This is a genomic window from Aristophania sp. ESL1100 (assembly GCF_058511235.1).
Genome location: NZ_CP196394.1, coordinates 548,247 through 561,612, shown reverse-complemented (window position 1 = coordinate 561,612; position 13,366 = coordinate 548,247). Strand labels below are relative to the sequence as shown.

The window sequence follows — 13,366 nt, the reverse complement described above, 5'->3', positions numbered from 1 at the left end:
ATCATCCTGATCTGCTGTCTGATTATTTTCTGACGAGAGCGCCGATTGTGGCTCGAAAGAAGGACCCTGTGCCAGCATTTTTACGGTCATATCTGGTCATCTTTCATTACGTGATCCACTCTCTCCACGTCTTTGCGACATAGCTCCGGCAGCTGTCTGCTGTTTTTCAGGCGTTTCATCCTCCGCCCTGTCAGACCGTCTCCCGAAGAGTTCTACATGATTTGAAACCAGACTGTAACCCAGTTTGGCAGCGATTTTCTCTAAGAGAGCCACGAGTTCGCCACCCTCAAACTCTACAACGCGCCCCGTATCAACATCAATAAAATGATAATGGCGCCCATGCTCGGTCGCCTCATAACGCGCCCGACCGCCACCAAAATCACGTTTTTCAAGAATACCTTTTTCCTCCAGTAGCCGGACCGTTCTATACACAGTTGCAACGGAAATCCGGCTATCCAGAGCGGACGCCCGACGGTAGAGTTCCTCTACGTCGGGGTGGTCCTCAGCCTGAGACAATACATAAGCAATAACACGACGCTGGCCTGTCATCTTTAAGCCGTTCTCGACACAGAGACGCGCTATGGGAGAATCCCCCACACCCGCTCCGTCGAGAGGACGCCGTTTTTTAGACTCGTTATAATTAACTACCATATAGAGGGGCCTAGCCGATTAAAGGTCGTTATGTCCAATTTAAAAATCAGGCAAAACACTACTTAACCCCTCTATAATGGATTTTTTCCTTATTGTTGCAAAGAGGGCTCACTCACCCCGGCGACGACCAAGTCCGATACGGCGTGCCAAAGACGAGCGATGATTGGCATAATTAGGTGCAACCATCGGATATTCTGGCGGAAGCCCCCAACGCTCACGATATTCCTGCGGCGTCATGTTATAAGCTGTTTTCAGATGACGACGCAAAAGTTTCAACTTTTTGCCATCTTCCAGACAAATAATATAATCAGGGAAAACGGACTTACGGGGAGGAACCGCAGGAACCGGCTTTTCTTGCGTTGCAGAAGGACGCTCAGCAACACCGGCTAAGGCACCGTAAACGGAACGGACAAGGTCGGGAACTACTTCGGCCGCAACATCGTGGCTCCCAACATAAGCAGTAACGATCTGAGCGGTTAACGCGCGCAGGTTCGGAAGATCAGTATCTGATGACATGGAATTACCTGTTCTCTTTCATGGTTTAGTTATCGAGCTTATGGAAAAGGTCTCAAAGGTAGAGGTTTCATACTATTTTCTTCTGGAAGATTATAGTCTTAATAGTGAATAAAACTAACAAAATTAGACCTTTAATCTTCCGATGAAGAAAAACTGTTCTCAAACATCCTGTCTATATATATAGTTTATCCAAATAGAATTAAAAGGTTCTTAAATAAAATAATTATTTTATATAAAAAAATTATGTGTTTTCACGTTATGGACAAACACTCATCCTGAAGCTACTGTAAAGAATATCTTAACAGAATTGCCTCACTTCCGTCACGATAATACCCGGAACGGCGGCCGACTTCGTGAAAACTACAATTCTTATAAAAAGAAATAGCCCCACTATTGTTAACACTGACTTCCAAGTAAATAAACCTGACAGCCCCCTCCACAAAACTTAAAAAATATTTAAAGAGTGCCTGACCAACACCTTGCCTTTGCTTTAATGGTCTTACAGCGACCGTCAGGACTTCGCTTTCATCAAGAACTGTCCTGACAAGTAAAAAACCAAGAGGTTCATCATCCCGCACAGCAAGCCATGCAGTAACACCAGGCAAAGACAGAAGTTGCCCAAACGAGGCTTCATCCCATACTTCGCCTGTATTTTCGAATGCTTCTTTGTGAATCAAAGCCAATAACGCAGCCCCTTCCGGGCCGATGGTTCTGATAATCACGCTATTTTCCTATCTATAGCTTCTTAACGTGGTGACGGCCTGATACCTTTGGCAGGCAAACGTGCTTCAGGTGGGTCAATATATAATGGGGCCAGAGGAAGAGACTTTTTCAAACAGGCTGCCCGGTAGATCCCCACAGCATCAGGCGCAGCAAAAGCTAAAACCGTAACATCCGGTTTTATAAATAGTCCCTGCTCACCAATACACTCTTCGAGAGCATCCTCTCCATAGACTGCATCTCCGAGCACAAGCGGCCACGTTTCACTCACTAAACTACCAAGATCGGCCGCCCTGACGTCCTGATCGGGAGGGTCGATAAAAACACGCCCTTTTCTTGCCAGACAAAGACATACGGCCTGAGGCGCCCCTGCTGTTTCCCGCAAGGCATCTCCGAGCCGAACGCCTTTCGCCTCGCAGCCCCAACCGCGCGCGAGACCAGCGGCCAATGAAAGAGACGCTCGCAACCCCGTAAAAGACCCCGGCCCAATGACGGCAACAACCTGGTCAGGCGCTTTCTGCCACTCTGCTTTTCTGAGCAAAGCCTCTACAGTCGGAGCAAAACGTTCCGAAGCGCCTCTCCCCGCCATAACTTCCGAAGCAATAACCCTTTCGCCTTCCATAACAGCGATCAGATTCGTACGTCCGCTGCCGGCACCGGCTCCATTTAAAATCAAAGAACGCACATTTTCCTGTCTGATCTCATTAAAAGGCTGGTTTTTGTTAACAGAACGAATCGAAGAAGCTCGTTTTACAGACACAAACAAGCCTCTTCAAAAGAGAGGCGCTCAGCACGACCGGCAGAATCAGTTTTTTCCGTTTCACAAGGGTAGCCTAGCGCGACAAGGAAGTTGGCTCTCCATCCCTGCTGTTTCATAAAGGTTTCTTCAACAATCATACTGTCAAAACCCGACATGGGCATCGCGGCAAGACCAAGAGCCCGTGCCGCCATAATCAGATAGGCCCCTTGAAGCGTTCCATTCCGGAAAGCCGTCTCTTCACTCAGACCAACGTCACCGGCAAACCATTCCCTCAGTCCGCTGATATCATTTAACCGGGGCAGGTTCTCAAAAAAAAGCGGGTCATGAGCCACGACGACAATCACAGGAGCTGACATTGCTTTTGCAATATTCCCCGCAGAAAGCGCTGGTTTGAGTTTCTCATGAGCCTCCCCACTCGTCAGAAACACAAACCGACCAGGCTGACAATTTCCTGAAGTTGGCCCCAATTTGAGTGCATCATAAAGCTCCTGCAACAAGTCTTCCTCTACCGGACGGGAGGAAAGTTCGTGAGGCGTATGATGATCCGTAAATAAAGATTTCAATGGAAATTGCGTCTCTTCTGTCATGAAGTAGAGTTACTCCTCTACCTGCTCGACCGATGTTACTTGAGGGATATAATGACGCAACATGGACTCAACCCCATGACGCAAAGTCGCCTTGGATGAAGGACAACCAGCACAGGCTCCCTGCATGACAAGCGAAACAACTCCTTCTTTGTACCCTCTGAAGATAATATCCCCCCCGTCACCCGCGACAGCCGGACGCACCCGTTCATCAAGCAGCTCTTTAATCTGCGTAATAATGTCCTCATCCTCGGAAGAGACGGCACTATCTGCAGACTGTTTCTCAGGGGAGTCACTATGATGATAAAAAGGCTGCCCCGACTGAAAAAAAGAGGTCAGAGATGCAAGAACAACCGGGCGAAGCTCAGACCAGTCAGAGTCGTCAGTTTTTGTTACAGAGATAAAATCATGCCCCAGAAAAACGCTTTTGACTTCCGGTAGGATAAAAAGAGCTTCTGCCAGAGGTGAAGAAGAAACGTCGCCCCCACGAATCGTGAAGTTAAGAGGCGCCTTATCCCCCATAACCGCCCGTCCTGGTAAAAATTTGAGTGTTGCAGGATTAGGGGTGTTCTCAATCTCTATAAGCATAACGTTGTGTCTGTTCCGGACTCTTCTATTCGGTTATCATGAGTCCCACGAAATGGAGCTTTTATCGTCAAAATACAAGACAAAATAACGATAAGTTTATTAATCGAGAAAAAGTGACGGAATATTTAGGGAAAAAGATTAAATTCAGATTTAATCTTTTAGCTAAAAATTTATTTATCGCCTATTATGAAGCCCCTTAAATCTTTTCAACAGGGCTGGTAGATTCATGGACGACCTTCCTCTCTCTTCAAATTCTTCAGCGCACGTTCCCGCAGGTGTGGTTTCAGGTGCCGATTACCGCACATTACTGGAAGCCTGCCGGACAGGCGGCTATGCCCTGCCTGCTGTTAATGTTGCCAGCTCAAGCATGGCTAACGCTGTTCTTGAGGCGGCATCCCAGGCGCGTTCAGATATCATCATTCAAATATCGCATAGCGGTGCCCGTTTCTATGGCGGCAATAGCCTGGCAGACAAACATAAAGCGGCTGTCTATGGCGCACTGTCTCTGGCTCATCACGTCCATCTTCTGGCCCAGTCTTATGGCGTGGCCGTTATTTTACATACAGACCATGCGAATCGCTCCCTCATTCCATGGCTGGATGATCTGATTACTCATAATGCGCAACATCACGCCAGAACGGGCCGCCCGCTCTTCTCTTCTCATATGCTTGATCTGTCCGAAGAGACAATGGATGTAAATCTTGAGCTTTCGGCCCAGATGCTCAAACGCCTGGCCCCACTCGATATCGGGTTGGAAATAGAGCTGGGAATTACAGGAGGCGAAGAAGACGGCATTGGCCATGAGTTCGATGAAAACGCGACTGATAATGCCCGTTTATACACGCAACCAGAGGAAGTCCTGAGAGCCTGGCAGCAATTGAGCCCTCTGGGAATGCTTTCTATTGCGGCAAGTTTCGGCAATGTGCACGGTGTTTATAAACCTGGAAACGTAAAGCTCCACCCGGAAATCCTCAGAGAATCGCAGTCTCTTGTGCAACGCACTGCTCATACAGCTGCCAACCCCCTCCCTCTCGTTTTCCATGGAGGATCCGGTTCAGAGCTTCATAAGATCAAAGAAGCGATTTCATATGGCGTCTTTAAAATGAATCTGGATACCGACACCCAATTCGCCTACGCCCATAGTGTCGCCGCATTCATCAAGGAAAATCAGGAAGCTTTTGAACATCAGATTTCCCCGACAACAGGGAAACCTTTCAAAAAGATCTATGATCCACGCGCCTGGCTGCGTCTTGGTGAACAAGGGCTCGCTAAACGCGTTACCGAATCCTTGAAAATCCTTGGCTCAGAGGGCAAAAGCATCGCCCGCTAAAGCTCTCAGGACTTGGCAGAAGACGAAGGAAGTTTCTGACAGGAAACTTCCTTTTGTTTTTCATGGCCACAAACAGGGAGCGGCCCATGAGCATGAAGGGGCCAGAAAAGCTCGATTCCCACTGAAATCAGAATCAGGAAAAGAGCCATAAGCGCCCAAGGCCATAGTGACGGCAATGGCTTCCCCCATGAAGGGATCCGTTGTTCATTTTGAAGAACTTTCCCCTCATTCAGGATTTTCTTGAGGTCACTCATCTGCCGCCCCTGCTGCCTTTAAATGAAAAACAATCCAGCTTTCAGACAGAAGGCCGCCCGAGCACGGCCATCATTTCGGTCCATTCTCTTTTTGTCAGTCCTGACGTCTCCTGTGTCACATCGTCTCCGGCGAGAAGTCGGCGCACGACTTTCAACATTCCAGCAGAAAAACTATAGGCTCCAAGACGATATTCCTCAAAAGCGGCAGCTGTATGCGGGACCCATGCCTTAAGAATTTCAATCATTTTCTCGGCATAGACGCGAATTTCATATTGAGCATGAGGGTCTGCTCTTAAAGCCAGAAAATGCATGAAATTATGCAGATCTATTTTCCAGTACCATTGCGTGTACATATTCAGGGTCAGATTGATACGGGCCAATTCACGAGCAACGCCGCCACGCTCAGGAGCCAGAAGATCTTCATAATCTGCATAACAACGAGCGGCATCCCGTTTAAAAATCTCCAGGACATCCTGTGCCTGGGCAGGATCAATCACGTCTCCCCGCCCCTGATTATTTGTGGCACTCTGCGTCGCAATCTGTGACAGATCAGGGAGATAGAACTCTTTATCCATGACAGAATAACGCGCTGAATACTCATTCACATTCGCCATACGATGACGAATCCACTGCCGGGCAACGAAAAGTGGCAATTTGACGTGAAATTTGATTTCGCACATTTCAAAAGGGGATGAATGGCGATGACGCATCAGATAACGAATTAACCCTGCATCTTCTGAAACACGTTTTGTTCCCGTCCCATAGGACACTCTGGCAGCCTGAACGATGGCATTATCATTACCCATATAATCCACCACACGGATAAAACCGTGATCCAGAACCTCGATCGCTTCAAACAGCAATGCCTCCATAGCGGGAACTGTGGGGCGGGACGTTTGCTGAGGTGCATTACGCTGAGCTGCGATTTCAGCACGTTGCTCTGGTGTCAGGGCCATGGGAGAGTATCCTCAATTTTGTCGTCAAAATAATTAGTACACCCTTCTAACACATAAAAGATTTATCTTCTTGCAAAAGAAAGGATCTATCCCTATCTTTCAACGTGCCTGGGGCAACCCGGCTATGGCGATAAACGGTAGATGGAATAAGTGTTGTGGACCCGGGGGCGGTACCCGGCGTCTCCACCAATCCTCCCTTATTAAGCGAGGGATTTTGGGGACGAAACAGGCTCGACACGCATGGTAAAGATCTATCTTTTGCCCGGCATTGTACCACCGTTATCGGGCTGAACTTACAAGTGCCAACGATAATTCAGAGGTGCTCGCTGTCGCAGCTTAAGCGATAAGCGCGGTTCGGGGGGAACCGGGCAACAGAATCCCCCCACTTTTAAGGACTGCTTCTGCAGTAACCGTGATGAGGATGTCTCCCTGAAATATCAGGGGATACGGGCGGGTTATCTCTAGTTAACAATTGTGATTGGGTTATGAGCGACGATTTTAACGGTAATGGACCAGACGATTTCGAATCACCCCTTCCTGATAGCCTGATCCCTTATGATGCATGGCTGGAAGATGCACACCGGGATGTTATGCTCAAGGCGCTTGATTATGCCAGCCAGAATGGCCTCCCCGGGGAACACCATTTTTATCTGACATTTCTGACCAATATTGCTGGCGTTGATATTCCACAACGCCTCAAGGACCGTTATCCGCAAGAAATGACCATTGTCCTGCAACATCAGTTCCGCAATCTTGTCGTTGACCATCAGAAAAGAGAAATTTCTGTCGGGCTTTCTTTCGGTGGCATTCCAACAACACTGACCATTCCTGTCAATGCAGTCACAGCTTTTGCTGATCCTCATATCCAGTTCGGTCTGAGATTTGCAGCCCCTACCTTTATTGATGACCTTCCTTGTGACGAAAATCCGAATGAGGAATCTCATTTTTCGACTGACAGTGAAAACATAACGGCTGCTTTATCCAGAAAGGAAAAACCCGTTTCCCCTCAGGAAGGCCGTCAGCAGGCTGAAGTTGTGAGCCTTGATGCTTTCCGGAAACGTCATCCTGACTCCGGCACTCATACCTAAAGGCTGTCTTATAAATTTCTGCTTTTTCAAATCTGCGTCTGCCCGTAAAGAATCAGCTCTGTAAGGTAGTCCTGCACTGGCTGGCTCTTTTGGGGTTATCGGCAGTCTTTATCTATGTCTTCCTGCTGATTCACCTGACAGCAGGCTTTATGCTGGGATCAATGATCGCTGCCATTATCCTGGCTGTCACAAGTTCTCCGCTGAAAATCCACCGTTCTTTATTTGCCCTTTCCCAGGCAGTGCTTGCAAGCGTCGTCGTCGGCAGTCTGTCACTCTCTGTCCTTAATGATATCGGGCGACACTGGGGCGTTATGCTCTTCAGTGTCTTTTCCGTCATTATCGTCAGTTTTCTGAGTGGTGCTATTCTGGCCTGGTTTCGTATTATGCCGGGAACGACAGCTTTATGGGGGTCTTCCCCCGGCGGCGCTTCCACAATGATGCTTATTTGCGGCTCTTTTGGAGCGGACCCGCGCCTGGCTGCCTTTATGCTTTATTTTCGGGTGATACTGGTCGCTCTTGCCACATCACTGGTTGCCTGGTTCGTTTCAGGCACACATCATGAGCCTTATTTACCGCCCACGCCCAAAGGAGATCATTTGCTCACAGTGGGCTTTATTATCGTCACCGGAATGATTGGAGCGCGGATTAATTTTCCTGCTGCGCCCCTTTTGCTCACGATGGCTGTGGGAGCCTTCCTGCAACTTTCCGGCGCGTTTATAATCGCACCTCCTTTATGGATCCGTCTTCCTGCCTACATGATCATTGGCTGGACAATCGGATTACGTTTTACAAAACCAATATTACAACATGCCTTACGAACTCTTCCGGCTGTTGCTTTTTCATCCACTCTACTCGTTACGATCTGCGCCTTACTGGCTCTTCCTGTTGCAAAGCTGGCTCATATCGACCTGCTAAGTGCCTATCTTGCAACCAGCCCTGGCGGTTTAGATACGATTATCATCATCAGCACGGGCGCCAAAGTGGCATTGCCATTTATCATCGCGCTTCAAACAGCCAGAATGCTGGCCGTCCTGGCCCTGGGCCCCTTGATTGCCAAACCATTAGGTCGTTGGCTTGAAACACATTCCAGACAAAAAAGGCCCCCACTCATCCATGAGCAGGAGCCAAAGTAAGATCTCACCGCCATAAAATGGGAGGGAGGGTTTAGTGCCCCTCACCTCTCAGAGCGTCAAATTCATTAACCTGTTCGGCCTCTGTTGGAGCGGCAGCTGCTGCTCGGCTTTTACGCAGGAACTCTTCCCACTGCGGGACGTAATGGGCATAGCCCGCTGTATTTCTGAAAAACCAATGCCGCCAGGTATGGAAAACAGGGTCATGCTCACGGTACGTAGGGTCATCCAGAAGATGGCGCGCAGCAGGAGGCTTCCCTGCATGAAAATGCACTATGGTCGCCTCATCACTCACACCCCAATAAGGCTTCCAGTTATAACGCGCTGAAAGAGGTGACCAGTTCTGATTATAGAAAATACGCAGTAATTCCTGATCATACCCTGAGACATGATAAAAATTATCACATAAAAATTCGACCATGGCCGGCAGGTCATTGCCAATACGCTCAAGATTCATGACCATGACACCGGAATTCATATCACTATAATAGTCCTGCGGTTCGAACTGGCCACAAGCTGCAAATATTTCGGGGCGACAGAATTCCACGCATGGATCACGCAGGAACATGACATCGCAATCGGTATAAAGAACGTATTTATCTTCTTTTTCCAGAAGAGGCAGCTCCAGACGCATAAAAGCACCAGCGGCTGTCAGCATATAATTAGGCCATTCGGGCTTCTGCTTTCTCTGAGCTTCCTGAAGACGGTCGAAAAAATGAAGCTTATGGAAAATCACATTGACGCCAGCAGCCCGCATTTCACGGGTGAAATCACATTCTTCCCCGTCAAACACCATATGGGGCACCAGGGTTGTGTTTTCTTTCGCAGACTGAACTGCAACACGAATACAGTCAATAAAACCATGTTCAGGATCATTAGAAAGTGTCAGCTCAGTAATTGCGAAAAACCACTTCATCCCTGCTTGCCTCTCATCGACACAGTCACTCAGTGCTTACACTGAAGTAAAAATATTGATACAATTTAACGAGCACAAAGCTCATATATGTTCCGGAGTTTTCCCCTGGTTTTTACCAGTTTTTGGAAAGAAGCCAGAACTCCTCCGATGTCAGGGTAATGACACCTTGCCCTTCCGTTTCAGCCGCGGCGTGGGCGAGAGCATGAATACGCTCAATCATAAGGAATTTACGTTGATAAGCCTCTGTCGTTTCAGGAGCGGCCCTCAATGTATGGAGCGCTGCTTCAGCTGCTTTCTCAATTCTTTTCGCATCAAGTGCTGCATAAGACATGCTCGTTTCTCCCGAATAACCTTGCCATAATAAAGTAACTGTAACTTTTAAAATCCTGTTTAATATATCAGTGCCCAGGATAAAAAGCAATTTACAACAGTATCACTAACCTCGTCGGCACCTGATAAACCAAGTTCTGTTTTTTCTTAACTTAAAAACAGGCGACCTCACTGGCCGCCTGTTTTCATAAAAGCGTAAAACTCTGTTTATTTCTGTGGTGCGCGGCTGTTCGTTCCGGCCACGTGACGGCCCCAGGAAATCAGCTCGCTTGTGCAATCATCACGAGGAATGACACATTCAATCAATACAGGACCGCCTTTATGGGCCAGAGCCGCCTTGATTGCCTCGTCAAGCTCCCCATTGGTCGTGGCGCGTAATCCTTTGCCATGACCATCTGTTGCATTAAAGGTGTTCATAATATTGGCGTAGTCCCAATTCTTGACATTATTATAAGGACCATCGTGAATCTGGACTTCGATTGTGTAACCATCATTATTGATCAGGAAAATGATCACTTCCAGATTATTACGAATCATCTGGGCGACTTCCTGAGCGGTCAGCTGGAATGAGCCATCCCCAACCATCAGGATATTACGCCGCTTTGGCTCTGCCACAGCATAGCCGAACATAGAAGGCACAGACCAGCCGATATGGCCCCACTGCATCTCATATTCCACGCGGGCACCACGGGGTAATTTCATCCGGTTGACATTGAACCAGGAATCACCGGTTTCACCAAAAATCGTGGTGTCACTTGTAATCATGGCCTGAACTGAGTTCTGGATATGGGCACGCGTCAAGCTCGCCGCTTTATCCTCTTTTGCAGGAACAGCCTCTTTTTCATTAACCATGAGACGTTTATATTCGACCATCGTTGCATCTTTTTTGGCCTTGCCGGCAAAATGCTTTGCAACGCCTTCAAGAACGTCACGCAGGTGAATCCCTGTAAATGTCTGATCTCCAACCGTGATGACATCTTTATCAGCATTCACGACAGTTTCACCACGTGGCCAGTAATTCCATCCTTCGGTTGAGTAGTCGTTAAAGACGCAGCCAAGAGCCAGAATACCATCGGCCCAGTTAAACAGATCAACGACCTTTGGTGAGCTTGCGCTGCCCCAGTAAGTGCCGACATAACCGGCATGATCTTCAGGGAAAAAGCTTTTGGCTGATGACATGGTTGCCACTGCACAGCCAAGGGCATCTGCCAGGTGAATTGTCGCTTCTTCAGATTCAGCAGCACGCAATTTGCTGCCAACCAGAATGACAGGCTTGGCCTTACTCTCAATAAATTTGGCGATCGCAGCAATGGCGGCTTTCAGCGTGGCAGGATCTGAAGGACACTGATTCAGAATGGCACTGATCGGTCCGGGAGCACGGCAGGGTTGTGCTGCGACGTTACAGGAAATTTCGATATAGGCCGGCTTTTTCTCGCTTAAAGCCGTTGCAATCGCATAATCAATCTTTTCCGGAGCGCCTTCAGCCGAAATAATTGATACGGCTGCACAGGTCAGCTCTTTCGCAATGCGCAGCTGATAGTCATAATCTGTTGTACCGATCGTATGATGCAGGATATGACCACTTGCATAATCATTTGAATTAGGGGCGCCGGAAATCAGAATAACCGGCAGATTCTCTGCATAAGCCCCACCAATGGCATTTAATGCGGAAAGAGCCCCGACACTGAAAGTCACAATCGCCGCTCCGACACCATTGGCGCGTGCATAACCCTCAGCAGCAAAACCGCAATTCAGCTCATTTGAACAATAAATTTGAGTCGTATCTTTATTAAGAAGGAATTGATCCAGCAAAACCAGATTATAATCGCCAGCGACAGCAAAATGATGCTTTACCCCGACCTGGGCCAGACGCTCAGCTAAGTATTTACCGACATTATAAGACATAAATTCCTCGTTCACAGGTTAATTTATGACAATAATAGCCCAGATTATTATATAAGGGACAAAATTTACTAATATATCTCATGATAAACTGGGACTTATTATCATCGATCTTGGGGATAATATCACCATTATGTAAATCAGTGGTATAAAATGCTTGTGAATAATAAATAAAAAATCAACTATTATTAGTTTTATATATATCTATTAAATTTTATATATGACCTAAACACTGTAATGATGCGTTTACACAACTGAATTCTGCTCCTTTCCAGAAAAGAACGATTCATTCTGTTTTCAGCCAGGCAGAAATATATATATGTCTCCCTGCCAACATGTCTTATACTCCGCGAATTCCGGGCAGACGTAACAGACAATTACAGGTTCAAGAATGCAAACAGCCAGCCATGTTACCAGGACACCCCAAAACGGGACTTCTCAGAACTTTCTGCCCCATTTTTTAACGGCTGGCCTTCTTCTTTTGCTGACAGCCTGTTCACAGACAGGCCCTTCACGGCCTGGCGTCCCGCTGATGCAGGAAGTCGCAGAATATAAAGCGCGTGCCCGGTCTTACTATGCTCCCCCCGGTCCCGCTGAAGACCCCTGGGGGCCTTATATACGTGAAGCTTCTGACCGTTTTGATGTGCCTGATATATGGATTCGATCCGTGATGAATCAGGAATCAGGTGGCCATTTATATGATGCCAATGGCGGACTGATCACTTCAGGACCGGGTGCTATGGGCCTTATGCAGGTTATGCCACCCGCATATGATGATCTGAGAATGCAATTCAACCTTGGTTCTGATCCTTATGATCCACACGACAATATTATGGCTGGCACGGCCTATATCAGGCAGATGTACGATATTTACGGAACACCTGGCTTTCTGGCCGCCTATAATGACGGCCCCGGAAACGTGGACCATTATCTGCGCCAAAATAAGCCTCTCCCCCGGGAAACGCGCCATTATGTCGCAGCTATAGGCCCCCATATTATGGGCACCTGGCCCCATAATCGTTCCCGAGCGGATCTGATGGTCTCACATTATGACAAAACAGCCCAGCGCTATGCTCCTTCCGCTGTAACAGATTCCCTGAATAATACCTCCCTTGATGAGGGAGCGCCGGCAGCGGTAGCCGTAGCACGCGCCCCTTATACACCTTCCCCTGCCACACCGGCTGTTTCTGAGAGCCAGTCTGTCAGTAATGTATGGGCATCACGCGGATTTGCACCGACACCTCCGCCCCCGGCACCGACCACAACCTATAGTCACCCTGTTACACATTCCCCACCGGAACGCACTCTGGAAGACGAACTGGTGCAGGTTCGTTCCATCCCACTGGCTCATCCCACCACCTATAAGCGCGGACGGGTGACAGATATGGTCAGTGGCAGCCAGACAGGATGGGCTATTCAGATCGGAAGCTATGCCAGCCGCAAGCAGGCCAGCGTTGTCGCTGCAAAACTCCAACATCTTGTTATATCCAGAGGACGCGCCTCAATCTCGATCACACCCGTACGGGTCAGGAATCGTACACTGTACCGTACCCGCTATACAGGATTAACAAAGTCCCAGGCTTCCCAAAGCTGCCGGAAATTATCTTCCTCAACTGCCTGTTTTACTGTTTCACCTTGATA

The 13,366-nt window shown here is 48.1% G+C and carries 15 protein-coding genes and 1 other RNA gene; 5 read left to right on the top strand and 11 right to left on the bottom strand.

Annotation, left to right across the window (positions count from 1 at the left end; translation table 11 throughout):
- Nucleotides 1-96 precede the first annotated feature (96 nt).
- The 6 genes from ACSYSY_RS02785 to ACSYSY_RS02760 all read right to left on the bottom strand — a co-directional run bounded on the left by ACSYSY_RS02785 (nt 97) and on the right by ACSYSY_RS02760 (nt 3,819).
- Entirely contained in the window at nt 97-651 is a 555-nt protein-coding gene (locus ACSYSY_RS02785) for a Fur family transcriptional regulator (RefSeq protein ID WP_491707802.1), read from the bottom strand.
- 108 nt (nt 652-759) lie between these two features.
- Nucleotides 760-1,167: a Ros/MucR family transcriptional regulator gene (locus ACSYSY_RS02780; RefSeq protein ID WP_489805025.1), complete on the bottom strand. Its 408-nt coding sequence runs from the start codon at nt 1,165-1,167 to the stop codon at nt 760-762.
- A gap of 281 nt (nt 1,168-1,448) precedes the next feature.
- A complete protein-coding gene (locus tag ACSYSY_RS02775; protein ID WP_491707801.1) occupies nt 1,449-1,889 on the bottom strand; it encodes a GNAT family N-acetyltransferase in 441 nt (146 codons plus the stop codon).
- Nucleotides 1,890-1,912: 23 nt separating this feature from the next.
- Nucleotides 1,913-2,647 (bottom strand): tRNA (adenosine(37)-N6)-threonylcarbamoyltransferase complex dimerization subunit type 1 TsaB, encoded by a 735-nt coding sequence (gene tsaB, locus ACSYSY_RS02770; RefSeq protein ID WP_491707800.1) that lies wholly within the window; start codon nt 2,645-2,647, stop codon nt 1,913-1,915.
- Nucleotides 2,638-3,234 carry a malonic semialdehyde reductase gene (locus ACSYSY_RS02765; RefSeq protein ID WP_491707799.1) on the bottom strand — a complete coding sequence of 199 codons (597 nt, stop codon included), beginning with the start codon at nt 3,232-3,234 and terminating at the stop codon, nt 2,638-2,640. The genes tsaB and ACSYSY_RS02765 overlap by 10 nt, the downstream gene beginning before the upstream one ends.
- Nucleotides 3,235-3,243: 9 nt before the next feature.
- Entirely contained in the window at nt 3,244-3,819 is a 576-nt protein-coding gene (locus ACSYSY_RS02760; protein WP_491707798.1) for a NifU family protein, read from the bottom strand.
- Nucleotides 3,820-4,045: 226 nt separating this feature from the next.
- Between ACSYSY_RS02760 and fbaA the strand changes: the two genes are divergently transcribed.
- Nucleotides 4,046-5,149, top strand: a complete 1,104-nt coding sequence (gene fbaA / locus ACSYSY_RS02755) for a class II fructose-bisphosphate aldolase (RefSeq protein ID WP_491707797.1) — start codon at nt 4,046-4,048, stop codon at nt 5,147-5,149.
- Between the two features lie 5 nt (nt 5,150-5,154).
- Here fbaA and ACSYSY_RS02750 read toward each other — a convergent pair whose 3' ends face one another.
- Nucleotides 5,155-5,403, bottom strand: a complete 249-nt coding sequence (locus ACSYSY_RS02750; RefSeq protein WP_491707796.1) for a hypothetical protein — start codon at nt 5,401-5,403, stop codon at nt 5,155-5,157.
- A 41-nt stretch (nt 5,404-5,444) separates the two neighbouring features.
- Nucleotides 5,445-6,359, bottom strand: a complete 915-nt coding sequence (gene thyX, locus ACSYSY_RS02745) for an FAD-dependent thymidylate synthase (protein WP_491707795.1) — start codon at nt 6,357-6,359, stop codon at nt 5,445-5,447.
- Nucleotides 6,360-6,425: 66 nt separating this feature from the next.
- Between thyX and ssrA the strand changes: the two genes are divergently transcribed.
- The 3 genes from ssrA (at nt 6,426) to ACSYSY_RS02730 (ending at nt 8,580) form a co-directional block, all read left to right on the top strand.
- Nucleotides 6,426-6,746, top strand: a transfer-messenger RNA (tmRNA) gene (gene ssrA, locus ACSYSY_RS02740).
- A 98-nt stretch (nt 6,747-6,844) separates the two neighbouring features.
- On the top strand, nt 6,845-7,447 hold the full coding sequence (locus ACSYSY_RS02735; protein ID WP_491707794.1) for an SspB family protein: 603 nt from the start codon (nt 6,845-6,847) through the stop codon (nt 7,445-7,447).
- A gap of 89 nt (nt 7,448-7,536) precedes the next feature.
- Nucleotides 7,537-8,580: an AbrB family transcriptional regulator gene (locus ACSYSY_RS02730; protein WP_491707793.1), complete on the top strand. Its 1,044-nt coding sequence runs from the start codon at nt 7,537-7,539 to the stop codon at nt 8,578-8,580.
- 31 nt (nt 8,581-8,611) lie between these two features.
- Here ACSYSY_RS02730 and ACSYSY_RS02725 read toward each other — a convergent pair whose 3' ends face one another.
- The 3 genes from ACSYSY_RS02725 to ACSYSY_RS02715 all read right to left on the bottom strand — a co-directional run bounded on the left by ACSYSY_RS02725 (nt 8,612) and on the right by ACSYSY_RS02715 (nt 11,728).
- The gene (locus ACSYSY_RS02725) at nt 8,612-9,493 is read right to left on the bottom strand and encodes a hypothetical protein (RefSeq protein WP_491707792.1); all 882 of its coding nucleotides are present in this window, start codon (nt 9,491-9,493) and stop codon (nt 8,612-8,614) included.
- A gap of 112 nt (nt 9,494-9,605) precedes the next feature.
- The gene (locus ACSYSY_RS02720) at nt 9,606-9,824 is read right to left on the bottom strand and encodes a hypothetical protein (protein WP_491707791.1); all 219 of its coding nucleotides are present in this window, start codon (nt 9,822-9,824) and stop codon (nt 9,606-9,608) included.
- 206 nt (nt 9,825-10,030) lie between these two features.
- Nucleotides 10,031-11,728: an alpha-keto acid decarboxylase family protein gene (locus ACSYSY_RS02715; RefSeq protein WP_491707790.1), complete on the bottom strand. Its 1,698-nt coding sequence runs from the start codon at nt 11,726-11,728 to the stop codon at nt 10,031-10,033.
- A gap of 388 nt (nt 11,729-12,116) precedes the next feature.
- Between ACSYSY_RS02715 and ACSYSY_RS02710 the strand changes: the two genes are divergently transcribed.
- Nucleotides 12,117-13,364 (top strand): transglycosylase SLT domain-containing protein, encoded by a 1,248-nt coding sequence (locus ACSYSY_RS02710; protein ID WP_491707789.1) that lies wholly within the window; start codon nt 12,117-12,119, stop codon nt 13,362-13,364.
- The last annotated feature ends 2 nt before the right edge of the window (nt 13,365-13,366 follow it).